The 24,302-nt window shown below is 58.8% G+C and carries 27 protein-coding genes, 1 tRNA gene and 1 riboswitch; of the genes, 14 read left to right on the top strand and 14 right to left on the bottom strand.

All coding sequences use genetic code 11. The features are described 5' to 3' along the window. Positions 1 to 74: 74 nt before the first annotated feature. Entirely contained in the window at positions 75 to 1,256 is a 1,182-nt protein-coding gene (gene phoR, locus GQ59_RS06965; protein ID WP_051903878.1) for a phosphate regulon sensor histidine kinase PhoR, read from the top strand. 135 nt (positions 1,257 to 1,391) lie between these two features. Here phoR and GQ59_RS06960 read toward each other — a convergent pair whose 3' ends face one another. Beyond that, positions 1,392 to 1,829, bottom strand: a complete 438-nt coding sequence (locus tag GQ59_RS06960; protein ID WP_037079299.1) for a PACE efflux transporter — start codon at positions 1,827 to 1,829, stop codon at positions 1,392 to 1,394. Between the two features lie 186 nt (positions 1,830 to 2,015). Next, positions 2,016 to 2,552 (bottom strand): GcrA family cell cycle regulator, encoded by a 537-nt coding sequence (locus tag GQ59_RS06955; RefSeq protein WP_037079298.1) that lies wholly within the window; start codon positions 2,550 to 2,552, stop codon positions 2,016 to 2,018. A 408-nt stretch (positions 2,553 to 2,960) separates the two neighbouring features. On the opposite strand from GQ59_RS06955, the gene GQ59_RS06950 reads away from it, so the two are divergent. The 3 genes from GQ59_RS06950 to GQ59_RS06940 all read left to right on the top strand — a co-directional run bounded on the left by GQ59_RS06950 (position 2,961) and on the right by GQ59_RS06940 (position 6,331). Continuing rightward, on the top strand, positions 2,961 to 4,157 hold the full coding sequence (locus GQ59_RS06950; RefSeq protein WP_037079296.1) for an aspartate aminotransferase family protein: 1,197 nt from the start codon (positions 2,961 to 2,963) through the stop codon (positions 4,155 to 4,157). Positions 4,158 to 4,210: 53 nt separating this feature from the next. Then, complete coding sequence (gene argF / locus GQ59_RS06945; RefSeq protein WP_037079295.1) at positions 4,211 to 5,128, top strand: ornithine carbamoyltransferase; 918 nt, start codon at positions 4,211 to 4,213, stop codon at positions 5,126 to 5,128. Positions 5,129 to 5,341: 213 nt separating this feature from the next. Next, entirely contained in the window at positions 5,342 to 6,331 is a 990-nt protein-coding gene (locus GQ59_RS06940; RefSeq protein WP_037079294.1) for an Hsp33 family molecular chaperone, read from the top strand. Between the two features lie 38 nt (positions 6,332 to 6,369). Here the strand turns inward: GQ59_RS06940 and GQ59_RS06935 are convergent, their stop codons facing one another. From GQ59_RS06935 to GQ59_RS06925, 3 genes are all read right to left on the bottom strand, one after another. Then, positions 6,370 to 7,818 carry a tannase/feruloyl esterase family alpha/beta hydrolase gene (locus GQ59_RS06935; RefSeq protein WP_051903853.1) on the bottom strand — a complete coding sequence of 483 codons (1,449 nt, stop codon included), beginning with the start codon at positions 7,816 to 7,818 and terminating at the stop codon, positions 6,370 to 6,372. A gap of 252 nt (positions 7,819 to 8,070) precedes the next feature. Then, positions 8,071 to 8,463, bottom strand: a complete 393-nt coding sequence (apaG, locus tag GQ59_RS06930) for a Co2+/Mg2+ efflux protein ApaG (RefSeq protein ID WP_037079292.1) — start codon at positions 8,461 to 8,463, stop codon at positions 8,071 to 8,073. A 171-nt stretch (positions 8,464 to 8,634) separates the two neighbouring features. Beyond that, positions 8,635 to 9,819, bottom strand: coding sequence for an O-succinylhomoserine sulfhydrylase (locus GQ59_RS06925; RefSeq protein ID WP_037079291.1), 1,185 nt, complete (start codon positions 9,817 to 9,819; stop codon positions 8,635 to 8,637). A gap of 44 nt (positions 9,820 to 9,863) precedes the next feature. Next, positions 9,864 to 9,942, bottom strand: a riboswitch (SAM riboswitch). Between the two features lie 73 nt (positions 9,943 to 10,015). Between GQ59_RS06925 and GQ59_RS06920 the strand changes: the two genes are divergently transcribed. Both GQ59_RS06920 and GQ59_RS06915 read left to right on the top strand, forming a co-directional pair. Further along, positions 10,016 to 11,110 carry a 2'-deoxycytidine 5'-triphosphate deaminase gene (locus GQ59_RS06920; protein WP_037079290.1) on the top strand — a complete coding sequence of 365 codons (1,095 nt, stop codon included), beginning with the start codon at positions 10,016 to 10,018 and terminating at the stop codon, positions 11,108 to 11,110. 54 nt (positions 11,111 to 11,164) lie between these two features. Further along, positions 11,165 to 11,238 (top strand) — tRNA-Gly (locus tag GQ59_RS06915). A 31-nt stretch (positions 11,239 to 11,269) separates the two neighbouring features. Here the strand turns inward: GQ59_RS06915 and GQ59_RS31785 are convergent. The 3 genes from GQ59_RS31785 to GQ59_RS32315 are packed head-to-tail and all read right to left on the bottom strand — an operon-like array spanning position 11,270 to position 12,790. Continuing rightward, the gene (locus GQ59_RS31785; RefSeq protein ID WP_152564266.1) at positions 11,270 to 12,433 is read right to left on the bottom strand and encodes a site-specific integrase; all 1,164 of its coding nucleotides are present in this window, start codon (positions 12,431 to 12,433) and stop codon (positions 11,270 to 11,272) included. Beyond that, positions 12,423 to 12,638 (bottom strand): hypothetical protein, encoded by a 216-nt coding sequence (locus GQ59_RS06905; protein ID WP_037079288.1) that lies wholly within the window; start codon positions 12,636 to 12,638, stop codon positions 12,423 to 12,425. The genes GQ59_RS31785 and GQ59_RS06905 overlap by 11 nt, the downstream gene beginning before the upstream one ends. Then, the gene (locus tag GQ59_RS32315) at positions 12,635 to 12,790 is read right to left on the bottom strand and encodes a hypothetical protein (protein ID WP_156376345.1); all 156 of its coding nucleotides are present in this window, start codon (positions 12,788 to 12,790) and stop codon (positions 12,635 to 12,637) included. The genes GQ59_RS06905 and GQ59_RS32315 overlap by 4 nt, the downstream gene beginning before the upstream one ends. 431 nt (positions 12,791 to 13,221) lie before the next feature. Here GQ59_RS32315 and GQ59_RS06900 point away from each other — a divergent pair, with 431 nt between their 5' ends. Next, on the top strand, positions 13,222 to 14,124 hold the full coding sequence (locus GQ59_RS06900; RefSeq protein ID WP_051903852.1) for a hypothetical protein: 903 nt from the start codon (positions 13,222 to 13,224) through the stop codon (positions 14,122 to 14,124). Positions 14,125 to 15,833: 1,709 nt separating this feature from the next. Then, positions 15,834 to 15,962, top strand: coding sequence for a hypothetical protein (locus GQ59_RS33300; protein WP_280114033.1), 129 nt, complete (start codon positions 15,834 to 15,836; stop codon positions 15,960 to 15,962). Between the two features lie 451 nt (positions 15,963 to 16,413). Here GQ59_RS33300 and GQ59_RS06895 read toward each other — a convergent pair whose 3' ends face one another. The 5 genes from GQ59_RS06895 to GQ59_RS30520 form a co-directional block, all read right to left on the bottom strand. Further along, the gene (locus tag GQ59_RS06895) at positions 16,414 to 16,782 is read right to left on the bottom strand and encodes an NIPSNAP family protein (RefSeq protein WP_037080193.1); all 369 of its coding nucleotides are present in this window, start codon (positions 16,780 to 16,782) and stop codon (positions 16,414 to 16,416) included. Positions 16,783 to 17,426: 644 nt separating this feature from the next. Then, positions 17,427 to 17,600: a hypothetical protein gene (locus GQ59_RS32650; protein WP_167336293.1), complete on the bottom strand. Its 174-nt coding sequence runs from the start codon at positions 17,598 to 17,600 to the stop codon at positions 17,427 to 17,429. Next, positions 17,597 to 17,818 carry a hypothetical protein gene (locus tag GQ59_RS06890; RefSeq protein WP_152564265.1) on the bottom strand — a complete coding sequence of 74 codons (222 nt, stop codon included), beginning with the start codon at positions 17,816 to 17,818 and terminating at the stop codon, positions 17,597 to 17,599. The genes GQ59_RS32650 and GQ59_RS06890 overlap by 4 nt, the downstream gene beginning before the upstream one ends. After that, on the bottom strand, positions 17,815 to 18,216 hold the full coding sequence (locus GQ59_RS06885) for a hypothetical protein (protein WP_037079284.1): 402 nt from the start codon (positions 18,214 to 18,216) through the stop codon (positions 17,815 to 17,817). Before GQ59_RS06885 ends, GQ59_RS06890 begins: the two co-directional genes overlap by 4 nt. A 124-nt stretch (positions 18,217 to 18,340) precedes the next feature. Further along, a complete protein-coding gene (locus GQ59_RS30520; protein ID WP_051903850.1) occupies positions 18,341 to 19,075 on the bottom strand; it encodes a hypothetical protein in 735 nt (244 codons plus the stop codon). A 465-nt stretch (positions 19,076 to 19,540) separates the two neighbouring features. Between GQ59_RS30520 and GQ59_RS32515 the strand changes: the two genes are divergently transcribed. Further along, positions 19,541 to 20,089 (top strand): hypothetical protein, encoded by a 549-nt coding sequence (locus GQ59_RS32515; RefSeq protein WP_037079283.1) that lies wholly within the window; start codon positions 19,541 to 19,543, stop codon positions 20,087 to 20,089. Between the two features lie 29 nt (positions 20,090 to 20,118). Beyond that, on the top strand, positions 20,119 to 20,754 hold the full coding sequence (locus tag GQ59_RS06870) for a hypothetical protein (protein WP_037079282.1): 636 nt from the start codon (positions 20,119 to 20,121) through the stop codon (positions 20,752 to 20,754). Between the two features lie 19 nt (positions 20,755 to 20,773). Here the strand turns inward: GQ59_RS06870 and GQ59_RS06865 are convergent, their stop codons facing one another. Continuing rightward, positions 20,774 to 21,019, bottom strand: a complete 246-nt coding sequence (locus GQ59_RS06865) for a hypothetical protein (protein WP_037079280.1) — start codon at positions 21,017 to 21,019, stop codon at positions 20,774 to 20,776. A 17-nt stretch (positions 21,020 to 21,036) separates the two neighbouring features. Here GQ59_RS06865 and GQ59_RS33295 point away from each other — a divergent pair, with 17 nt between their 5' ends. The 4 genes from GQ59_RS33295 (at position 21,037) to GQ59_RS06855 (ending at position 22,692) form a co-directional block, all read left to right on the top strand. Then, positions 21,037 to 21,162: a hypothetical protein gene (locus GQ59_RS33295; protein ID WP_280114032.1), complete on the top strand. Its 126-nt coding sequence runs from the start codon at positions 21,037 to 21,039 to the stop codon at positions 21,160 to 21,162. 435 nt (positions 21,163 to 21,597) lie between these two features. Then, positions 21,598 to 22,017 carry a glycoside hydrolase family 19 protein gene (locus tag GQ59_RS33015; RefSeq protein ID WP_051903849.1) on the top strand — a complete coding sequence of 140 codons (420 nt, stop codon included), beginning with the start codon at positions 21,598 to 21,600 and terminating at the stop codon, positions 22,015 to 22,017. After that, positions 21,971 to 22,408 carry a hypothetical protein gene (locus GQ59_RS33010; protein WP_051903848.1) on the top strand — a complete coding sequence of 146 codons (438 nt, stop codon included), beginning with the start codon at positions 21,971 to 21,973 and terminating at the stop codon, positions 22,406 to 22,408. Before GQ59_RS33015 ends, GQ59_RS33010 begins: the two co-directional genes overlap by 47 nt. Then, entirely contained in the window at positions 22,405 to 22,692 is a 288-nt protein-coding gene (locus tag GQ59_RS06855; protein ID WP_037079279.1) for a hypothetical protein, read from the top strand. Before GQ59_RS33010 ends, GQ59_RS06855 begins: the two co-directional genes overlap by 4 nt. Positions 22,693 to 24,302 lie beyond the last annotated feature (1,610 nt).

Below are 24,302 nucleotides of genomic sequence, written 5' to 3'. Positions count from 1 at the left end.
GTCGAGGTCTGGGCACGCTCGTTGCGAGGGGCCGCCAGGAACGCGCTCTGTTGCTGCTTCTGACCCTCTTGGCAATGATCGCGTTCCTGATCGGCATGGACTGGGTGGGCGTCCTGGTGGGTTGGCTGCTCCTGGTGCTGGTCGTCGTCGGCCGCAAGCCTGCCGTTCTTCCGCCGCCGGTGCTCGAGGTCGCCGAGAGAGAGCAGCCGGGCTTTCAGCCGTTGCCCCAGGTGGCGGCAACCCTCGGTGCCTTGGATATTCCGGCCTTCGTGCTCGGCGAGGATGTCACGGTCCTCTATCAGAACAAGGCCGCCGAAAGGGCCTTTGGAATTCTTTCTCCCGGTTCGCATCTTTCGGCCCGGCTACGGTCCCCCGGCATTCTCGACATGGTGCGGGAAACTATCGCGACCGACGAGCCCAACCAGATCGAACATTCCGAGCGGCTGCCTTCCGAGCGCGTCTATACCCTGCGCATCGCGCCTATCGATCTCGGCCAGCCGACCCAGCAAAGCTTGGAAGGCGCGGCGCAGAAGCTCTATCTTCTCTCCTTCCGGGACATTTCGGAACTGCGCCGCATCGACCGGATGCGCTCGGATTTCGTCGCCAATGCCAGTCATGAGCTACGCACCCCGCTTGCGTCGCTGAGAGGCTTCATCGAGACCCTGCAGGGGCCGGCGCGCTCCGATCCCGCCGCGCACGAGCGGTTCCTGGCCATCATGTTCGACCAGGCGACGCGCATGAGCCGCCTTGTCGACGACCTCATGTCGCTGTCGCGCCTGGAGCTCAAGTCCCATATCGCTCCGGATCAGACGATCGACCTGAAACCGCTGATCGGTCATGTGCGGGACGCGCTCGTACCGCTCGCCGACGATCTCGGGGTGGAGATCCGCACGCACCTGCCGGAAGGCAAGGTGGAGGTTCTGGGTGATCGCGACGAGCTCGTCCAGGTTTTCGAAAACCTGATCGAGAACGCCTGCAAATACGGCCAGGAAGGCAAATTCGTGGACGTCTATCTGCGCAACGGCGCTTCCGATCCGGTGGAGGTGACGGTTGTCGACCAGGGACCGGGCATTCCGGCCGAGCACGTTCCGAGGCTGACCGAGCGCTTCTACCGGGTCAGCGTGGCCGACAGCCGTTCCAAGAAAGGGACGGGCCTCGGCCTTGCAATCGTCAAACACATCCTGACCCGGCACAGAGCCCGCCTGATCGTGAAATCGGAAGTCGGCAAGGGAAGCGAGTTCACCGTCAGGTTCTGACATGAGATAAAAGAGCGCGGCTGTCGACGTATATGTCGAGCGCCTCGGGAAGGCGCTCGACTTCTCCGACAGGCAGGATGACATCCGCACCATCCGCGGCGCGGATTATTCGATGGAAACCTCGAAGAGGCGGCGTCAAGCCGCTTCGGTCTGACGCTGCCATTCCGGCAGCGGAAAGATGCGATCATAGGCCCAGTTGAACACGAAGGCATAGACCACGTAGAAGGCCGCGAACGAGACGTCCATCGTCAGCGCATGGACAAGGCTGACGCCGAGATACCAGGCGATCAGCGGCAGAAGCGCGATCAGCAGGCCAAGTTCGAACAGTACCGCATGCGCCACGCGTATGGCGGTGTTCTTCTGCGTGCTGCCGGTAAGGCGCTGCATCAGGTGGTCGAAGCCGAGATTGTAGAGATAGTTCCAGCCGGTGGCGATCGTCGCGCTGCCGATGCCCACCACGCCGATATCGGCGGCCGGCATGCCGAAGGCGAACGAGCCGAGCGGTGTGATGAGAGCGAGCCCGATCAATTCGAAGCTGATGGCATGGCGAATACGGTCGCGTGTCGAGCGCATGATGACCTCTTGGGTGCTTTCCGGGTCGTCCCGGAGTTTTTGCCCGAATGGGGGAGGTCGTCCTCGCCGTCCTTCAGATAGGTCCAATGCCGATCCCGAGCAAGGCTTGGCCGGCATATCTGCCATGCACAACAAAAAAGCGGGCCTGAGCCCGCTTTCGATCTTGTCCTCGTGTCGCGTCGCTGCTCAGACCCGAGCGGCAACCTTGCGACGCTCGTTGACCGGCTGGTAGGCGAGCTTTGCGTGATAGCCGCAATAGGGCGAAGCATCCGGGGATTCGCAGCCACAGAAGTGGAAGTCGTCCTTGAGCGGATCGCCGACCGGCCACTTGCAGGTGCGCTCGGTAAGTTCGGTCAATGCAAGGCGACGGGAGATCGGCACCACCACGTTGGAGGCGGGACGATATTCCATCTCCTGATAGGGTTCTATTTCGATCTCTTCCTTGACCATCGTCGCACCGACGGCGCGGGTAACGGTCCGGGTCGCGACGCGCGATGCATAGTTCGGAGCCCGCGGCGCCGATGTCGTGCGCTTGGCCGCAGATGAACGGCCTGTCGCTACCGTGCCGCCGGCTTTCGCTCGGCCCGGCAGGCTGAGACGGTGCACCTTGCCGATCACGGCATTTCGGCTTACGCCTCCAAGTTGCGCTGCGATCTGGCTGGCGCTGAGGCCCTCCGACCATAATCTTTTGAGCTTCTCGACACGCTCGTCTGTCCAGTTCATGCCCGTTCTCCGCCTTTGAACGTTGCTGGCATGCAGAATCCTTCCACCTTTGCTGCGAAATTCATTTCGCAGCACCCACTATATCTATGCTTGAGGTGACTAGTTCCGCCGCATGCAGTCTAGTAATTGATCTTTAACCTAGTGTGAGGCTGACTCCGTGGCAAGAGTCGGGGGAATCTGCGGGAATCGATTTCGTGGTTTTCCCCAACTTGCTGTCCGGGAGAGTCATTTTTGTCACATTGGCCGGCGCCTGCCGCTTTCCGGCCAAGGCCTGCCCAAAACGCCGAGCTTTGTTGACATTGATGGCCTAAACCCCGATAGTGCCCCCGCCGCCCAGTGGGCGGCATTTTTGATTTTTTCGGCCCTTTCCATGGGCCTTTCTGGACTGCCTAGAGGAGTGATGTCGCCATGGCTGAAGCCGCGCTTTTCGACACGTTTGCCCGGGCTCCGCTGCGTTTCGAGCGCGGCGAGGGCGTATGGCTTGTGACGGAAAGTGGGGAGCGATATCTCGATTTCGGCTCCGGCGTCGCCGTCAATTCGCTTGGTCACGGCCACCCCCACCTGGTCGGCGCGCTGAAGGCGCAGGCCGACAAGGTCTGGCACACGTCCAACATCTTCGAACAGCCGGGCCAGGAGACGCTGTCGCGTCGTCTCGCCGACAATTCTTTCGCGGATAAGGTGTTCTTCACCAATTCCGGCGCCGAGGCGCTGGAATGTGCCATCAAGACCGCGCGGCGCTATCAGTTCGTGAAGGGGCATCCGGAGCGCTTCCATATCATTACCTTCGAAGGCGCCTTCCACGGCCGTACGCTGGCGACCATCGCTGCCGGCGGCCAGGCAAAGTATCTCGAAGGCTTCGGCCCGAAGGTCCAGGGTTTCGATCAGGTACCGTTTGGCGACATGGACGCCCTGAAGGCTGCGATCACCGATGCAACGGCGGCTATTCTGATCGAGCCGATCCAGGGCGAGGGCGGTGTCCGGCCGGTTCCTAAGGAATTCCTCCAGGCGTTGCGCCAGGTGTGCGACGACAACGGTCTGCTGCTGATCTTCGACGAAGTGCAGACCGGCGTCGGCCGTTCCGGCAGGCTGTTCGCCTATGAATGGGCCGGCGTGGCGCCTGACATCATGGCGCTTGCCAAGGGCATCGGCGGCGGCTTCCCGCTCGGCGCGTGCCTTGCGACGGCGGACGCCGCGTCCGGCATGACCGCTGGCACCCATGGCACGACCTATGGCGGCAATCCGCTCGCCACGGCGGTCGGCAATGCCGTGCTCGACGTGATCCTGGGCGAGGGCTTCCTGGAAAACGTCCGCGATGTCGCCTTGGTCTTGCGCCAGGGGCTCGCGAGCCTCAAGGACCGCTTCCCCAACGTCATCGAGGACATTCGTGGTGAAGGCCTGCTGCTCGGCGTGAAGGCGAAGGTGCCCGCGGGTGATCTGGTTGCCGCCCTACGCGGCGAATACATGCTGGCCATTCCGGCCGGCGACAATGTGGTGCGTCTCCTGCCACCGCTCACAGTCACGGCGGAGGAAGCCCGAGAGGGGCTTGCCCGCATCGAGAGGGCGGCGGAAAAACTTTCTGCCTCCGAGATGAAAAAATCGGCCTGAGCGGGCAAAAGGGGGACGCCGTTGCTGGGTTCCCGCTTCACAGGGAACATCACATGGCATCTCCCAAGCATTTTCTCGATCTTTCTGCCGTTTCCCCGGCTGATCTCAGGGCTATCCTCGACGACGCGAAGGTCCGCAAGCAGGCGACCAAGGCCGGTACGGCGGAAAAGCCGCTCGCCGGCAAGATGTTGGCGATGATCTTCGAAAAACCCTCAACGCGCACCCGCGTCTCCTTCGATGTCGGCATGCGCCAACTCGGCGGCGAAACGCTGTTCCTGTCGGGCACCGAAATGCAGCTCGGTCGCGCCGAGACGATCGGCGATACGGCCAAGGTCCTGTCGCGTTACGTCGATGCCATCATGATCCGCACAACGGATCACGCCCGTATGCTCGAGCTTGCCGAACACGCGACCGTGCCGGTCATCAACGCCCTGACCGACGACACGCACCCCTGCCAGATCATGGCCGATATTATGACCTTCGAGGAGCATCGCGGGCCGATCGCCGGCAAGACGGTCGCCTGGACCGGCGACGGCAACAACGTGCTGCATTCCTTCGTGGAAGGCGCCGCCCGTTTCGGCTACCGCATGAACATGGCGGTGCCGATGGGCTCGGAGCCCGCCGACAAGTTCCTCAACTGGGCGCGCAACAACGGCGGCAATATCATGCTATGCCATGATGCCGAAAAGGCGGTTGCCGGCGCCGACTGCGTCGTCACCGACACCTGGGTGTCGATGAACCAGGAGCACAAGGCACGCGGCCACAACGTCTTTCAGCCGTTCCAGGTCAATGCCGACCTGATGAAGCGTGCCGACAAGGATGCGCTGTTCATGCACTGCCTGCCGGCCCACCGCGGCGAGGAAGTCACCGACGAGGTGATCGACGGTCCGCAGTCGGTTGTCTTTGACGAGGCTGAAAACCGCCTGCACGCACAGAAGTCCATTCTCGCCTGGTGCTTCGGCGCCGTCTGAGTTCAACGTCCCGGATGGAATGACGCGGAGAGCCTGCGGCGGCAATCAACCTTGATTTCCGCCCCGCAATCCCCCATTTGTCGGCTTTCAACAATACGCCGTCTTCTGGACTGGCGTTTCAACATACATCGTCGACGTCTTTTCCTCCGGCCAGCGGTTCCGCTCGGGCTGGCGCTTGTGTAAAGGTTTGGGTCGGCGCGAAGGAGTGAAATCATGGCGGAAGCGACTGTGGAACTCAACGAACTCGACTTTGCCGGAGACGATCGGGTCGTTCCCTTCCAGGTGGAGGGTCTCGACGTGCGCGGCCGTGCGGTCCAGCTCGGGCCGCTGCTCAACTCCATCCTCAGCCGTCACGAATATCCGGGCCCGGTCGCGCGGCTGCTTGCCGAGGCGATCGTGCTGACGGCCCTGCTCGGCACTTCGCTGAAATTCGATGGCAAGTTCACAGTGCAGACCAAGGGCGACGGCCCGGTCGATCTGCTGGTCGCGGATTTCTCGACGCCCGACAGCCTTCGTGCCTATGCCCGTTATGATGAAGAAGCCCTCGCAGCTGCCGTCGAGGAAGGCAAAACCTCGCCGCCCGATCTCCTCGGACGCGGAGTGCTTGCCTTTACCATCGACCAGGGCCGCGGCATGCAGCCGTATCAAGGCATCGTGCCGATGGACGGCTCATCGCTCGAGGAGATCGCCGGCGTCTATTTCCGTCAGTCGGAACAGATCCCGACCAAGGTCCGTCTGGGCGTCGCCGAGCTCTTCGACCGCGATGCCGATGGCAAGCCGCGTCACAACTGGCGGGCAGGCGGGCTGGTCGCACAGTTCCTGCCGCACGCGCCTGAGCGCATGCGCCAGCCGGACCTGCATGGCGGCGATGGTGACGAGCGCGATTTCGAGTTCCCCGGGGACGACTCCTGGGCCGAAGCCCGCACGCTGGTGGAAACCATCGACACCGACGAACTGACAGACCCGCGGGTCGCAATCGAACGGCTGCTGTTTCGTCTGTTCCATGAGCGCGGGGTGCGGGTCTATGCGCCGCACCCGGTGTTCGACCGCTGCAGCTGCTCGCGCGACAAGATCAAGGGCGTTCTCTCGGGGTTCTCCGCCGAGGAGATCGAGGCGAGTGAGGAAGACGGCGAGATCGCGGTCACCTGCGAGTTCTGCTCGACCACCTATCGCTACACGGCCGACGAATTCGCCGCGGCCTGATCATCAAACGGCGGGAGTTTCCTCCCGCCGTTCTCACATCAAGGCATTTTGCATTCAAAGTTCGCGCCGTCTTTCAGGTCGCCGCTGCCGGAATATCTGGCTGATTGAGGATAGGGGCAGAGGGGCCGCGTCATAACCGGCTTGCCTTCCTGGATTTGCCTCGCCTGGATCGCCGTCGGCGCCTTGCCGTTTTCCACCCAGTCCATCAGTGGCGTGAAGGCATCGAAGACATCCATGCCGTAGCCCGCGGTGCAGTGGAACATGCCGGGCACCATGAACAGGCGGTAGAACTCTGCCGTCCGCTCTGCGCCCATCTGTTTGCGGACGGCTTCATAATAATTGACGCCCATCATCGGGTTGAGCGCCGGGTCGGACCAGCCGAAATAGGTGATCATCCGACCACCGCGTTTTTGGAATTCGCTGAGATCCGGATTGGTGGCATCGACAATCTCGCGGATCGCGCCGATCTTCGGATATTCGCTATCGAAGTCGAATGTCTTCCAGTCGATCGCCTTTCCCGAGGCGGGCAGCATCGCCATGTTCTTGACGAAGGTCTCGCCATAAGCCAGCTGCCGGCTCGGCCCCTGCTCGGATACCATCCACATGTCCCAGCCGCTCACGCCGGTCGGGTCGACACCCTCGGTGCCGAACTGTACGCCGGGGAAAATCGTCTCCCCCTTGATCTTCACCCCGCCGGCGAGCGTCTTCAGCGTTTCCACCTGCGCCGGCGTGAAGCAGTCGGAACCTCCTGCCTCGCAGGTCTTCAGGTCCGTGGCCGGATCGAAATTGCATTGACGGGGATCGGCGATCAGCCCGTCCTTGGCACCGTCGATCGCATCACACTTGTCCATCACAGCCTTTGCGAGCACCGGAAGCTGAGCCCGGCTGATCGGCGCCTTGAGCAGAGCCCGCGCATTCCAGACGCCCCAGATCTGCGTATTGGTGAGATCGAGAACCGGAGCTCCGGCGAGGATGCCGTCGAAATCGCCCGGATAACGCTGCGCCGCCATCAGGCCCTGACGCCCGCCGGTCGAGCAGCCATCCCAGTAGGAGAAGGAGGGATGCCGGTCGTAATAACGCGCGGCGATCGCCTTGGCGGTGTCGACCGTCACATGCACCGCGCGTGAGCCGTAGTCGATCAAGAGGCCAAGATCCTGCGCGAAATCCCCGAGCTTGTAGGTGACCGCATCATGGCCGGTGTTTTGCTGGACGGTGAGGAAGCCTCTCGAAAGGGCCGCATTGCGGGTCGCGATCCGCGACGCCGCGGCAAGATCCTCGCCGGCAAAACCGCCATTGCCGAACATATAGAGCCGCCGGTTCCAGTTGTCCGGCAGGGTTATCTCGAAGCGAACCTGCGGCCGGATATAGCCGGTCACCTGGCAATGGCCGGGAACCGTTCCCACGCCGGCCACATGCGTGGCCTTCAGCGCCGTGACCTCGGCAAAGGACTGGCCGTTCAGCATGCCGCAGGCGATCTGCGGCGACACGGTGCGGAAGCGAAATCCGGCCTGTCCTTCTGATCGATGAAACTGCTCTTGTTTTGTGCGAGTGCCGGGGTAAAGGCCGCAAGCGCCAGAAATGCGCAGGACGCCAGCAGAATGGTCCGCTCGATCGATAGCGTCATCAAGTTCTCCTCCCAAAGACCGGTTGACCACGTCAAGATGCCGCAGGAGGGAAGGGGGAACAAATAGAAAAACCGACGCCACCCATAACCTGCAGGTTGTCGTCGGTAGCGCGGTCTAGTTGAGAACGCGCATCAGGCCCGGCGAATCCAGCGAAAAGGCCGGGATCGTCACCTCGAAGGTCTCGCCGTCATCGGTCTGCATGTCGTAATGGCCGAACATCAGCCCGGATGGCGTGTCGAGAGGACAGCCGGAGGAATATTCGTAACTGTCGCCGGGCTTCAGCCGCGGCTGCTCGCCGACGACCCCCGGCCCGTCCACCTCATCGACGATGCCGTTCTGGTCGGTGATGTGCCAGTAGCGATGCACGAGCTGCACGGTGAGCGCTGAATGGTTTTCGATGACGATGCGATAACCCCAGACATACCGACTCTCTTCCGGGTTGGATTGCTCCTCCAGATAATAGGGTTCGACGACGACATCGATATCTCTTGTCCGGGCGCGATACATGCGGCACCTCAACAATTCTCACTGCTTCGATATTGTACAGAGGTGCCGCAACGTCAAGAAATCTCGCGGTTTGAACAACCGAGTGTGAGTATTTGTTGAAGTTAAGGATAACCGGGATGGTGAATTTCTGATCGATCCACCACCCCGGCCACGATCTTGAATAGCGAAGGCTTACAGGCCCGCCTTGGAAAGCGCGCGCGCGAAATCCTCGATCAGGTCGTCCGTATCCTCGATGCCGGCCGACAGGCGCACCGTGCCGGGCGTGATGCCGAGCTCGGCGCGGGCTTCGTCCGTCAGGTTCTTGTGCGTCGTCGTCGCCGGATGGGTGATCAGGCTCTTGGCGTCGCCGAGATTGTTGGAAATCTGCACGATCTCCAGCGCGTTCTGCAGCTTGAAGGCCGCTTCCTTGCCTCCCTTCAGCTCGAAGCACACCAGCGTCGAGCCGCCCGTCATCTGCCGGGCGATGATATCGGCCTGCGGATGGTCCTTGCGACCCGGATAGATGACCTTTGCGACCTGCTTCTGCTCGGCGAGGAAGTCGGCGATCTTCGAGGCACTTTCCGTCTGCTGCTTGACGCGCAGCGGCAGGGTTTCGATGCCCTTCAGCAGCGTCCAGGCATTGAACGGCGACATCGCCGGGCCGGTATGACGGAAATAGTCGTGCAGGTTCTCGTCGATCCATGCCTTGTCGGACAGCACGACGCCGCCGAGGCAGCGGCCCTGGCCGTCGATGTGCTTGGTCGCGGAGTAGACGACGATATGGGCGCCGAGTTCCAGCGGCTTCTGGAAGAGCGGGGTCGCAAACACGTTGTCGACGACCACCTTGGCGCCGATCTGGTTGGCGAGCCTGGCGACGCCGGCAATATCGACCACTTCGAGCGTCGGGTTGGTCGGGCTTTCCAGGAAGAACACCTTGGTCTTCGGCGTGATCGCCTTTTCCCAGTTTTCAAGGAAGCGCCCGTCGACCAGCGTGCATTCGATGCCGTATTTCGGAGCAAGCGTCTCGACCACCCAGCGGCAGGAGCCGAACAGCGCGCGGGCCGCGACGATATGGTCGCCGGCCTTCAGCTGGCAGAGGATCGCGGCGGTGACGGCAGCCATGCCCGAGGCGGTAGCGCGCGCATCTTCGGCGCCTTCCAGCATGCACATGCGCTTTTCGAACATGTCGTTGGTGGGGCTGCCGTAACGCGCGTAGATGAAGCCGTCTGTCTCGCCCTTGAAGCGGGCTTCCGCCGCTTCCGACGTGTCATAAACGAAACCCTGGGTCAGGAAGATCGCTTCCGAGGTTTCGCCATATTGCGAGCGCAACGTGCCGCCGTGTACGAGCTGAGTTGCCGGGCGCCATTTGTTAGTCATGCGTGTTCCCCATTCAGAACAAAAAAACCGGTCGCATAAGCAGACCGGTTTCGCACCCGGTCTTTTTAGCCACTTATTTAACGTGGCTGCAAGCCGACCGGCCAAATCACCACGGGATAAGATTGGCATAGCGCCGCGCCCCGCTTGCGTCAATGGCTCGCATTTGGTTTTGTCGCGTCGAAAACTTGAGAGAGACATGATGGCTCGCGAAACAGGAATATTAGCGGACCGCGCGATCGCGGCGCTCTTCGACAGTGGACGGCTGATCTCCGAGCGGGAGCTCGATCTAGACCAGGTCCAGCCCGCAAGCCTCGACCTGCGCCTCGGCGCCAAGGCATTCCGCGTCCGCGCCAGCTTCATGCCGGGTCCGAAGAGCCTGGTCTCCGATAAGCTCGATCGCCTCAAGCTGCATGTCATCGATCTTTCCGAAGGTGCTGTGCTGGAAACCGGCTGCGTCTACATCGTGCCGCTGATGGAACGGCTGGACCTGCCGGCCAACATGTCGGCCTCGGCTAACCCTAAGAGCTCCACCGGTCGCCTCGACATCTTTACCCGCGTGATCACCGATTATGCCCAGGAGTTCGACAAGATCCCCGCCGGATATTCCGGCCCGCTCTATCTCGAAATCTCGCCCCGCACCTTCCCGATCGTGGTGCGCCGCGGCTCGCGCCTGTCGCAGATCCGCTTCCGGGTCGGCAATGCGCTGCTCGGCGAGCCGGATCTCCTGCAGCTCCACAATGACGAAACCCTCGTGGCGTCCGCCAGGCCGAATGTCTCGGGCGGCGGCATCGCACTGTCGATCGATCTTTCCGGCGATAGCGTCGGCCTGATCGGCTATCGCGGCAAACACCACACGGCTGTCGTCGATGTCGACAAGAAGGCTCAGCACGACATCTTCGATTTCTGGGAGCCGCTTTACAGCCGCGGCCGCAACGAGCTTATCCTCGATCCGGACGAATTCTATATCCTCGTTTCGCGCGAGGCGGTGCACGTGCCGCCGCTCTATGCAGCGGAGATGACGCCCTTCGATCCGCTGGTCGGCGAGTTCCGCGTCCATTATGCCGGTTTCTTCGATCCGGGCTTCGGCCACGAGGCGGCAGGGGGGCGGGGCAGCCGCGCGGTGCTCGAAGTGCGCAGTCACGAGGTCCCCTTCATTCTCGAAGACGGCCAGATCGTCGGCCGCCTGGTCTACGAACACATGCTGGAAAAACCCGAAGGCATGTACGGCGCAGGTCTCGGCTCGAACTATCAGGCGCAGGGCCTGAAGCTGTCGAAGCATTTTCGCGTCTGACGCCACCCTCTGGCTTGACAGTCGATGCCGTCTGTTGGAAGTCTGCAGACCGACGCGGGTGTAGCTCAATGGTAGAGCAGCAGCTTCCCAAGCTGAATACGAGGGTTCGATTCCCTTCACCCGCTCCAGCAACTTCAATAACTTAAAGAAAATCGCGTTTCACTGTTTCACTGCCGTTGCACTAAGACGGTTCGCCTTTCGTGCTTCGGCGATTCGACGGCTGGTCTCAAGACCGTCGCCGCGGCTGTATTTTTTCGTCATCTTCGTTGTCGAGTGCGTCGCCAGTTCGCTGGCAAGCGCCAGAGATCCGGTCGCCTCGACCGTTTCCGAAACCGCGCCAGCGCGCGAATCCATCGACCAGACGTTCGCAGGAACACCGGCCTTATCTCTCACCTTACGGAATTTCTCCGTGTAGCGATTTTCCCAATACGGCTTACCATGATCCTCGTCGATGACGATGGGGCCGATCTCGGGGATGGTATAGGATTTCAGTGCCTCAACGACGAGCGGCATGGCATATAGGTCGCGAGCGACCTCGGCGCCGTTTTTGCTTGTCTTCAGTTTGAGGATGAGATCCTTGGACAGGCTCTGAGCTGTTGGGCCTCTCCAGCGGAACGCTCCGCCTTCCTCAGGCGGCGCCCATTCACCGATCACGTCGATCCGGCGCAGCGCCGATTCGAACTTCAGTGCTTCGACAAACCCGATCGACGGGCAGTTCAGCTCCGCACTCATCTTCACAATGGCGAGGCACTGATCGTAGGTCATTGCGACATCGCGAGATGCAGGGAGCTCGAAGCGCATATCCGAGAGGATATCCCGAGCCTGCTTGCAACCTCGCAGCCGCTCGCCTGCTCCGTAAGACAGAATGATGCGCAGAAGTTTCATCGCTCCGCTTGCCCGCCGATGGCCCTTCTTCCGCCACTGGCTAAACCAGCGATTGAAGTCGGACCCTCGAAGGACATTGATGTCACGATCGCCGACGGTCTTCGTCAGCACTCGTAGGCTCGGTTCATAGTCGCGGATGCGGGTCGAGTGCTTCACGCTATGCCAAGAACTAGTCTTGTCATACCGATATCGTTCGATCAGCGACCTTATGCTACCGTCGAACGCTGGTTCGGCTCCTGCCTTTCTCACTTCAGCTCGCAGTTGATTGGTGAGGCGTTGGCATTCGGCCGCAATCTGTTCGTTGGTACTTTCGTCGGGCAAACGGATAAGCGAAAGGCTTTTCGATGCGCCTTTCACCGCCCGGTGTGGATTCCAGTAATGGACGGGCGTGCCGTCCTTCTTTGGCCGGCACTGGTAACCTGGCCTATCAGTCCTCATCCCAATTCTCCTTTCCATCGAGGGCGAAATTGCCCATTGGAAGGTTGCCCAGCGAATTGCCCTCACCGTCAACAAGTTTCTCGATATCTAGCGGCAAGATCGTTGCGAGAAGTGTTTTCATGTCCATCTGGACGACGGCCCCAGCTTTAGCGGCCGCCTTGAAAATCCGCTCCATGTCAGCCTGCTTGAAGGCGACCTTGCTCACTGGTTATCCTCCACCGGTCGCGCGTATTCGCGGATCTCGCTGGCTTGGCTATAGGGGTCAGATGCTGCTCCGGTGCAGAGCGGCAGCGCGGCGGCAGGGCTGGAAAAAAGGCATGCGAGGGCGAGAGCCGCCCCAAGGAAGAGCTTCTTCATGTATAATTCCTTGGTTGTTGGTGAGGGGAAGTTAGTCGCGGATTTGTTTGCGCGGAATGGGGGAAGTTTCCGAGTATAGTGTAGTCAGAAAGCGAAAGGCCCGCACGCGGCGGGCCAGGTCACAAGTCTAACGGTTCGATGGGACCCAAGAGGCATCACCTTCCTTTCTGCTACTTGCTATTATAGCGGGGAGGTCGATCGGCTGCGTTAGATTTCGCTTATCCATCACGTCCCACCAGATCTCAAGCTGATTGAAATCCACGGCTGCAGCGGCAAGTGCCTTCCTGGGTTGCCATAGCCAAAGGTTCGCGTCCGAAGGCGATCCTAAACGGATTGTGGGATTTCCGCGTGCAAGGACTTTCGCAAATCACCCGCAGAGGTATAGATCGTTAGCAGGGACGGAAACTCGCAAATATCTAGTGGGGCGCAGGATGAATAAGCAGTCGGATGCAAACCGAGACGCAAAAGATAAGAAGGACGCCGTGCAGAAGACTTGCGGCATCGTGATGCCCATTTCACATATCGACGGCTACGACATCGGCCATTGGGATCGCGTAAGACGAGTGATCGATCGTGCAGTTGTCAAAAGTGACATGGTTCCGCGTCTCGTCAGCGAGAGTGAGGAAACCGCTATCATCCACGCGAGCATTGTTCAAAACCTATATGATGATGAGATCGTCATCGTAGATGTCAGCGGCAAAAACCCAAACGTGATGTTTGAACTCGGGTTGAGACTGGCATTCGATAAGCCCACGGTCATTATTAAAGACGACCAGACCAGTTATTCGTTCGATACCTCGCCTATCAAACACATCGGGTATCGTTCGGATCTGCGCTTTGACGATGTTGAAGACCTTGAGAATAAACTTACGAAGGCGATCATATCGAGCAGAGAGGCCAAGCAATCAAAGCCTGAGTATTCTCCATTCCTCGGAAACTTTGGCAAATTCGTAGCGGCAAAAGTAGACACAACCGAACTGCCAGCGAGCGAATACGTCATCGAGACGCTAACCTCATTGCAGCGCGACGTTGCTCACCTTACGAGAGCACTCAGCAGATCGGACACCGACCTCAACAATTCTCTGTTGAGCGGCGATTTCGCGAATAAGAGAATCATTGGCCTTACTCCCGACGCACTTCGCGACATAATGTTCCTCGCATTCGAAGAGGTCGACATCCAGGATCCAATGCGTCTTAGCAGCTCAGAGGCAGGCGCTGTGGTTCAAGCTGCGAAGCGGCGTCTCATTACCAGTGGTTTTAAAGTTCCAGCGGATAGCGTTTTACATACTATCTTCAACATTGTCCTCAATGAATGGAAAGCCGGAAAAGTATAGCCGAAGCGGCTCTAAATCCGGCAAAAATACCGTGGTTATGTTATTTTATCCTTGAAGTAACGGTGGAAGGTTCGCTGTGCAGCCTCCATATCCGCTCCGCGGCGGATGCCGGTGAAGAGGTACGCGAGGCACCAATCGCAATCCTCCTCGAGCAGGAAGAACTTGATGTGGGTCCGCGTGGCGATCATTGAATACCGGCCGCTGCGGCGCCGGTACGGGTGGCTGAAGAGCGACTTCCGGCCCCACTTGAAAAACTCTGCGTCGTCGAGCTCGATGTAGGGGCCGATCGCGACGAGCTCCTCGTCGGTGAGAGTGGCGGCATCGATAACGAAGCCGCCCTGTTCGGAGCAGGAGAAGTAGAAGGCACCGCAGCGGTTGGTCCGGTACGAGTGCGTCCCTCCCTTCCACGCCCATCCGCGGGCATGAGAATGGTAAGTATGCCGGCGCTCCTAAAGAAATAGCCGCCGGGGTTGCCGGGGCTTGGGGAAGGGATATATTGTGGGCTGGAGTGAGGGATGAGCTTGCGCCCACCCCTCGGCTCTTATGTTAGGAATTGAACCCGCACGCTCGCTTGCCGGCTCGTGCGGGTTTTCCGTGTCGTGAGAATGACGCGCTTGAGCATGCACTACGTAGAGTCATCGTCAGGTCGACAGCGAGGCCTTCGCTTGGTCAGGATGGCAAATTCTCCCGGAGTGCCTCGCAGCACACCTCGGCCGTCAAATTTGATCAGGGTATCGGGAAGTGTAGCCTCCGGGGGAAGATAAACGCCGACGTCCAATATTTGGGTTTATGTCTCCAATCTGGTTGTTATTCCCAGATCAGCTCGACTGCAATCAGCAGGAAAGCAGTCTGATTGCAGTCCGATGGCACACGGTAGAATCGTGCTGATGCTATAAACTTGCAAGCTTGCAATCATCATGCGTTCAATCTGCTAGCTATTTGCGAGGGCCGAATCGGCGCCAGCTCCAATTCCTCAAGCGTGGGCCCAGTACGGTGACCAGCCGGCGGAACTTGGTCTGAACTATCAGGGATAGTCATGGTTTAGGCAGCGGCTTCACACGTGATCTCAGTCACCACAGTCTTCCCGTCGAGAGAGTGGGGGAGCTCCTTTTTGAGCACAAGATCCGCGACGTGGTGAAGCCGGTCTCGGTGTTGAGAGGGGTCGCGTTTCGAGGGACTAATCGCCCTTCAGGGTGGAGAGACACCTTCCATCGACAAGTTTCAGGGCAATGGTCGCGTTGACGCTGGAGTCCATGGTCGGTCTCGATGATAAGGATGTGGTAGGCGGGCATCGTACACTACATTGGCCGGCAGCTTGGACGGAGTCGAGAGGTGGTTCATCACGCTTTCAGACATAGCTTCTCCGTGGCGGATCAGGTCCGCGGTCCGGAAATGGGAAGAGGAGCGGTCGGCTACGCCAAAAACCTCACTCGTCGGGGGTTCCCGCTTGCAAAACGATACATTGAGAATCAAGATGCGACTCGGTCGACGACGAATCTCGTCGGTCGTACACGAATTACTCAGATTTCTGGCGTGACTTTATCCACCGTTGTCCACATATCCTATGGACGACCGCTTGCTATCACTTTGAAACTGCTTAAGATTTTTTAGCCCAACTGTGGGCAATGGTTTTGTTTAATTTTACGCCTTGCGCTTCGTCGAAGACGCCCCCTATCCTAGCTCGTCCAACTAACGAAAGGAGATCGTCAATGATCCTCAAGGTTTGGTTGGCAGCAGCGTTCCTGACGGTTGCGGCATACTACGTCGCACACGCCTGGATCGAAATAAAGGAAGCCGTGTCGATTGCTCGACACGGCTCTGAGAAAGCAAGTCCGTAACAGCATCTGCTGCCAAGGGGGCCGGTGTAACCAGCACCGGTCCCTACTGGACTTGTAAGGCTAGCTTTCAACAAAGGGTGACTCGTGTCAACAACATAGTGCATGTTGTCCCTGGAGCACCACTGGAGCACCCCTAGACCATACCAAGAACATCCTCAGAACGCCATGGCCCCTCAAGGGGTGGCTGTCCTTGGGGGTAAGATTGCGTGGGTCGCTATAGTCGTGGGGTGAGCTCCTCCCCTACGTCTTTGACGCCGAGGATCGTGAAATCAGATGTGACAGCTTCTATAGGCTGCAATGGTACAAGCAGTTTCCTCGTGCTCAGGAGTTCGCGGCTTGAGAGGCCCGACTATTAGTCCCGGCGGGCGCCGGCGGGTCGCTTTCGCGTTCCCTCTGCGTGTCTGGGGCAGACTGTCTGAAAACACCTAAAGGCCCTTGGCTCATGCCGATATCATCTGGTTCTTGGAAATGGCGTCAAGAAAAGGCGCTCGTAGCTGATGAACGGAGGATTTTCGCCAAAACGTGCGTTCGCGGCTACTCCATCCGGATCCTTCGCAACCTGCTCGCGGTACCGTAGGTAGGTTGTCTCATCTGGAAAGGTGAATAATGCGACCGCTATATCAGTGGCTCCTTCCTTGCCCACGCCGGGAAAGCTTACGCCGGCCTCCGCGGGCTTGTCCCGCGGCGTGAAATAGCCGTGATGCTTTCCACCATGGCGTTCGATGAGTTCGATCCATATCTGAGCGTATGCCTCGAACTCGGAGATTCGACGTTGATCGACGCGATAGCGGACTTCGCACGTAACAGGGCTTTTGAGCATAAAGGCCATCCTTTTTGATTGCGGACAGACCCTTGGATTTCCTGCCTCCAGTGGGCTGTGGTACCTTATGGCATGGCACATCTTTCAGGAACAGATCGGGCGAGGGTCGCGGACGAAGTCGTTGATCCCGTCACCTTTGCGGACATATGTCCCGTTTGGCGTGATTAAGGCGTACATCGGCGCTCCTCGGATCGCAGATCGAGGATCAGATTCAGATGCTGGCTCGGCGCCACAGGGCGAGTCACCAGCGCGATTTGTGAGGTTGGGTGGCTTGTGTCCCGCCGTGGGAAAGATGGCCGCTGATGAGCCGCTCTGGCGATCTTCACCACAGTGGTGGAGATGGTCCACCTCAGAACGCGAGGGCAATTACTTCTCCAAGGTTCTTCTAAGTACACTATACTCTCTTTTCTCTCTCTAAGCCAAAGTTAAAGAAAAAATAGAAGATATAACCGAAAAAAGGTCGACTCTAAACATTAGGGCGCATCGAAGTACACTATACTCAATTCTCCCACACGAGACGACTATGGTCCCGAACCTCGACCCAAGCTGCGCCACCGGTCATGGTTCATACCCCCGGCCTGACAGCCCCACCTCGACCCGTGTTCCTCTGACTACGGGGGAACACGGGTCCAGGTCCTTACGCTCTACGCGGAAGTCAGGCGACGATCGCGAGCCTTCCTGGTCCGCGGTCGGAATTTCGTGATTTCATGATAGACAATGCCCTGCCTCGCGAGCCACGCATGGGCATCGCGAAACGACCAGGCCTGCAGCGAGCCGAGCATCCGGCCATGCACATCGAGGTAGAAGTATTCCGTCATCGGGTCACCACACCTGGGGTGGTGATCCAGATCAGCAGCGCCACCGAGACCACGATGGCGAGGATGCCGAGCGCGGCCAGTTCCAGGGCTTTCTCGCTCTTGCGATAGCGGACGCCACGATCATAGCCGGCGCGATACGCATCAGAGCCGAGAACCCGCTGGCGATTGTGGATCGCGTCAGCATAGCCGTGTTCGAATGTACCTCGAAACATTGTCAATTTGCCCTCTTGAAATAAAGGTCGCGCTCCTTGCCCCCGAGTTGAGTGGCTGCGAGCCGGACCTGGTCCACGATCCACGGCAATGAACCGCGAACCCGAGCGAAAACCGCTCCAGTGATGATGTCGATGATGAGCCAGAGCGGCGCATCGTGAGCCTCGTCGAAGAGGCATAGGGACGAGCCCCGCGGTCTCGGCTCGGGTTCGCGGTTCGGGATCGGAGCCTCATGAGGCTTGCGATCGACGAAGTGCTCCGTCTGAAGCTCACCGCGAGCCATGGATCGCGAACCCTCCGAGATGTACTCGAGGTCCGAACGCTCCTGCTGGTTCGTGTAGAACTTGCGACCGGCCGGAATTTGGGGGCGGGTTTGGCATTTGGGGTTCGTGGTTTCGAGGATCATTTCGAAACGGCGTCCTTCGCGCTATTTTTGGTTTGAGGTTCGCGTCAATGATGTGACGCGCGGTTAGATCGCCTACCCCTGATTGCAGAGGTAGGCATTGCTCCCCCGTAGGGGAGCCTCGGGCTTAGCCGGCCATCGCCATCGGCTGCGCCTCGGCCGCTGCGGCGTTGGCAATCATGGCGGTCAGGGTCTCGTGCATCAGAGCCATGTCCTCGACACCGATCCGCGTCAGGATGTGAGCGGCGACCGTCATCAAGTCATCGCGGCTTGCATCTATCAGCGCGCCGATTACGGCTTGCGCTGGAGTGCGTTCCGGCTGTTGGGCTGCACTGGCTTGTGCATCGGCTTCGGCTTCCGTCACCTTGGCCTTGTCGGCTTCGGCTTCAGCCGCCTTTGCAGCATCGGCTTCGGCCTTTGCGGCCTTGTCCGCTTCCCGCTTTGCAGCGGCTTCGGCGGGGGAGAGATTGCATACCTTGTCGTAGTCGTTCTTCGACGACACTTCCAAGGCGCTCATGTGAGCGTTGATGGACAGGAGGACGGTCGACATTGCCTCGTCCATCGGCATGGCCCGGATTTCATCCCATGACCGATTACCAAGCAGCGTGTTCCGCGCCTTGTCAGCCATGGAATACATGTTCTGGAATGTCTTCGACGGCTTGCCGCCCTTGCCGAAGACGGCTTCGATTAGCTTCTTCTTATCGACCGACTTGGCGATTGCGAGAAGTGCAAGGCCCATGTACCGCTTCCATGCGGCCTTCTCGCCGTTGCCCTGTGCATCGACGTCCATATCCATGATACGGGCGATAACAGTCGAAGTCTGATAGCCAGCGACCTTAGCCGCTTCGAGAACCTGCGTCATTTCCGTTTCCCTTTCCGTTTCCCCCGTGGGGAAGAGTTGCCGTTCCCCCATGGGGGAGAGTTGAACCATCCCCCATGGGGGAGGCTTGGAGTGAGGACGCACCTCACCCGCAAGCCCGTGACCCGAAGGCCACTTGCCTCGTTGACCTCGTCGATCAACTGTCCCCAATCTAATGCACGACCATGTGGAAGTGAACCGGAAGGGTACCACCTAATTATCTGATATTATTGAGCTATTTGGCCTTAATGGGGTCAGAAAAACTCCGGGAAATTTTTGAGTTTTCCGACTGCTATCATAGGCCTCCGAGCCGCGTTTCTGATGCCCAGAACATAGTTGCACGACCGATTTCGACGCCAGATCGAATTCTCAGAAGTATAGTGTACTCGCGCAACTTGACCGTGACGAAAATTCAGAGCAGAACTTCGCGCAAGTTGAGCTATTGAATTTTGAGCCGTTTTCAGCATCATGACCATCGAACTGGACAACCTATTTGGTCAATGCCTGCCCGCAGGCAAACCGATCGAAACTCTTGAGTTCGTCCACAAGCCGAATTCCCTGCAGGAATTCGGAGACGAACAGTTCGAAGGGTTAAGAAAATATCTCGAAAGTGCTGAATCTCTTGCCATCCCCAGGACGCTCCACGAGCAAATCGTCATTCTCTGGGTCATGGGTGCGACTGGAGAGATCTACGTCGCGTTCGAGGAACTAATCGACGCAACAACAGGTCAATACTTGATGCCATATTTCCGATCTAACCCTGTAACCTCGCTCTTGAAGGACGAGATAAACGGGGGGCGGATCGGACGCCTGGGGCATCCTTCTTTATTGAGTGGCGACCGCTTAGCGCGAATTGGGGGTGAGATTCGCTTCCGACCAACCGACGACGACGGGTTTCTTTGGAAAATCAACCGTGGGTCAGGCCGATATGGAATACGCCCTCATCAAACCGACGCACATTTGGTTGCCGTTCACTCGTTATTCGTGACTAAGGGACTACATATTGGCATTGAATAGGTCTAAAGTAGCCTCGAAGGTGACTTAGGATGGATTTAGTTAACGCATCTCCCAAAGAGCTCGTCTCGATTTCGCAGCTAATCCTGAAGGATGACTCTGCATTGGCTGAGTTCCTTGGCTCGATTGAAGCCGCTTTGAAGGGGCACCCCTTGGATGGAGGCGCCTTCAGGGACGAACTGTTTATGTTCGGAGTGCGGCTCTCGAAGTACGGCGTTCTCAGCGCAGCGGGTCCAGGTAGAGTTAGCCATGTCCTGGCGGGACTGAGCAATGACATCATATCGGTGTTTCTTGAAGGCGTAGAGAACTCGTTGGCAGAACAAATACGACGCGAGCTGGCCATTGCAGCCAAGGTTGGCCAATCAGTCAAAGTGCATAGTGATGCGCTAACTCTCGCGATACTCGCTCAAGCACCAAAGACGTTCGTTGGGGAGGCCACATTGTTGGCTCGGAAAGAGGCCGAGCTCCGAGCTCAGTATATCAACAAGAGAACAAGATTTTGGCGTCTTAACCGAAAAAACAAATCAGGTAAGCGCCGGTATAGTAAAAAATTCGCCGAGAAAGTAGCTGAGGCGATAGTGGCCAACGGGCTTTTCCTCGAAGTACAGTATCCAACACAAGAGGAAGGTACACCGGACAAATCCGATTTGAAGGGTTTGACTGGGTAAGGGGCCTTACGGCCCTTTCTCACACACCAACACCCAGATAATAGAGCTCGTTGTTGCCCCTGATATCGATCTGGAAAGGCATGTTTCCGGCCAGTTCCTTCATCAATTTCGCGAATTTCGTGATGTTCACGCGGTTCGATGAACCCGTCGCCAGCATGAACTGCCAATAGTGGGTATGCATCTCTGCCATCGAGATCTGATGCTCGGCTCCCCACTTCAGAGTCGTGCCAGGCGACGTCAACGTCGCCGTCTCCGGTGTCGTCATGCAGTGGAACTAGGACAATGGCACCAAGGGTATCCGGGAATGCAATGATCGCTGGCGAGGCTCCGACGATCGATCACTACAAGCTGGCGTTCGTGCTCATCTCGACGCCGTCGCCGCCCAACGGCAATACCATAATCGCCTGACAATCGTCAGCTACGAGGGCAGCACCTAGCCACAAGGGGCCGCCGAGGCGGCGGCCTACATCGCATGGCGGGATGCTGCATTGGACTACATGTTCGAGCAGCTTGCCGCAGTCGGGCCGGGGAGATCGCGCCGCCGACCAGCGAGGAGTTCATCGGCGGCATCACGCCGATCGTGGCCGAACTCGTAAAAGAGCTGCTGCCGATGCAGGGGGCCTGCGCCGGTCCGCCAGGATGCAGGCCCTCAACCCGACGCAGCACAGCAGGTTCAGAAAAGAAGAGGGCTCGACCCGTTTTCCCCGTTCGAGCCCTCAATAGTCTCTTGGCGGTGGGAACATCGCACAACCTATAAGATAGCGCATCACCCAAACGGTAGACCGTGTGAGCTAGTCTCACGCCGCGATGCGCTTCGCTGACTCAACCTCAAAGGACATCACCATGAGCGTCATCACTGCCGCGCAAATCCGCGCGGCTGCAAAATCGCGTGTCAACGAAGGCAATATGAACTCGGTCCTGGTCGCGCTCGAGGAGTTTGGGCTGGGGCTGGGCCTGAACCGGCCGCACCGGGTCGCGCACTATCTCGCGCAGCTGATGCACGAGAGCGGCGCCTTCCGCTTTGACCAGGAGATCTGGGGACCCACGGCGGCGCAGGCTAGGTATGACGCCCGCACCGATCTCGGCAACACGCCGGCAGCCGATGGCGACGGCTACCTCTACCGCGGCCGCGCCGGCATTCAAATCACCGGCAAGGCGAACTATGAGGCCTTCCGCGACTGGTGCCGGCAGAAGGGTTTCAATCCGCCTGACTTCGTTGCGCAGCCGGATCTCGCTCGTCCTGCTCGGCTACAAGCCGACTGAGACGGACATCCGGCGCTATGAGTCCGAACGCGGCCTCGATATCGATGGCGACGTGGGGCCGAAGACTCGAGCGGCCTTGCACAAGGATCTCCTCGCTCTCTCGGGGGCGTCGGTGCAGATGGCAGCCTTCTCCGCCTCGGCGGTCACCGAAGAGAAGGCCGTGGTGCCGGTCGCCGTCGAGACGCAGGTAAAGCGCAAGTTCAACATCTTCGGCCTCTTTGGCGGCGGTGGCTCGTTCGGCGGCCTTGGCCTCGCGGCCTTCGCTGGCATGGACTGGCAGGTCGTGGCGGTGCTCGCCATTGTCATCCTGTTGACGCTGATCCTCGGCCTCCTGCTTCAGAACTCCATCGTCTCGGCACTCGGAAAGATTCGTACGGCGGTTGAGGCATGATCACCGACAAGATCAGCATGGCGATCGGCGCGGCCGGTGGGCTGGCGCTCGGCTTCGCCGTCTTCACTACCATCAATGCCGTCTGGTGGCTCCCTGACGCCAAGGAGGAGGCGCGCGCCGTCGAGCGCGCCACCATGCAGGCAGCAACCGACAAAGCTATAGGAGAACTGAGCAATGAAGCTGACAAGGCTCGCTTTAACCGTCGCATGTGCCGTGAGCGCGGCGGCATGTACCTCAACTCAACAGGTCGGTGCCTCGAAGGGGCAACTGTCCCACACGGCTAGGGCAATCGTTGGGACCTCACTGATCGGTGCCAAAGGCGCAACATCAGTTGACCAAGAGGCAATCGACGACACTGTCGCGGGCGTCTGCGGGACTGGTGTCTGGACGCCGGGGGAATGCCTGGCGCATGACCAGAAGACGGCGAAGCGGCGCGGGTGAAATTCACACTTAGAACGAGGCCCTTAAGAGAATGCCTGTATTGTTGCACAGAGTATCCGTGGAGTCGCACCTCAATCGTAGTCTGCGAATACGGAAGTGCCTGGGACGCCGACGCTTGGTTAGACAGAGCGTGAAAGGGGAAACGAGAAATGGTGACGCGTCCTAACCCGAATTTTGGGCCTGCCTACGCTCAATGCTTGTGGCTCCTTCTTTTCGTCGTCATTGCTAATGCGCTGGTGGGATTGTTCATCTCAGCATTGGCACAAGACGTCTGCACCATCGCTCGGTCGGATTTCCGATTGATCTGGCCGCCAAACGAGTCCTTTGTATCCGCCAGTGATCTCACTAACAGGCACATCTGTACCACCGCTATTGTGCGGGCGACCTTGGGGCTTACATTATTTCTTTGGCTATTAATCGCATTATATAAAACGGGTCGACATTTAACTCCCCATTTCGATCCCAGAATGTTCGGTATAGTGGTTGCTTTAGCTATTGGAAGTTACTGGGCGTCCGGACTGCCTGTCGTTGAAGGTATAAGTTATCGCCGGATCAGCCTGAATGATTGGTGGTGGGTCGGCTTCATAAAGAGCTGCATAACTATCGTGGGATTCTACCTGAGTTCCTTTTTGACAATTTACGTTATCCTTTGCGCGGGTCGGAAATATTTCTGACAGCATGCGCATTGACTGCCCGTCAAACGCTCCGGTCCCAAGGACACCCCAGACCGGGCCTCCAGTGTGTTGCCAACATCAGAACGCAGATAGAGATGCCTAACGCTATTCCGCTGAGCCTGAGGCAGCTGCGCGGTTCTGCAAACTCATCCAAGGCATCCGCGGGCGATGATCCAGCTTCCCAGTGAGGCACGCCGCGGCAGAAGTGCCGTGCCGCGCCTTTTCCACACGGGGGTAACCCCGAGACATCAAAGAGCAGATGGCAAGTTTGACTGAACCGCAGGATGAGAGGGGCCGCTCGGAGTTCGGCATTTTGGAAACGTCATTACTCCAGCGATGCCAATGCTCGCAATGACCGCGAAGTTCGCAACGTATGGGACGATGCGTCTCCTTGGTGGAGCCTTTCTGCGCGGGGCAACTGGCCACGGTCCGTATGGACCCTCATCGTTGCTGGTGTAGTAAATCAGTCCAATCACCATATGCAGCAACACCGATAACGTAGCCATGGACAACCAAAGAAGACCGCTGGTTAGATAGCTCGCGCCGCAAGTTGAAAATGTACCAGCAATATCAATATCCGTGGCAGCAAGATAGATTCTCCTTACTGGATAAAACGCAACCATCGAAACGGCCAAGTAATAAACGCCTACGGCCTTGTCCCTCCAAATGCTCATTGTTATCGATCCATTTGCACCTCTACCGATGCGGAATTAGCTTTAAAACCGCGCGGATCAGATCGCTCCGTGTTGCCTGTCCAGGGTGCCGAGCTCCAGTTGCGG

The organism is Neorhizobium vignae (assembly GCF_000732195.1).
Taxonomy (GTDB): domain Bacteria; phylum Pseudomonadota; class Alphaproteobacteria; order Rhizobiales; family Rhizobiaceae; genus Neorhizobium; species Neorhizobium vignae.
Note: the sequence above shows the minus strand (reverse complement) of the source record. Positions and strands in the feature narration are given on the sequence as shown.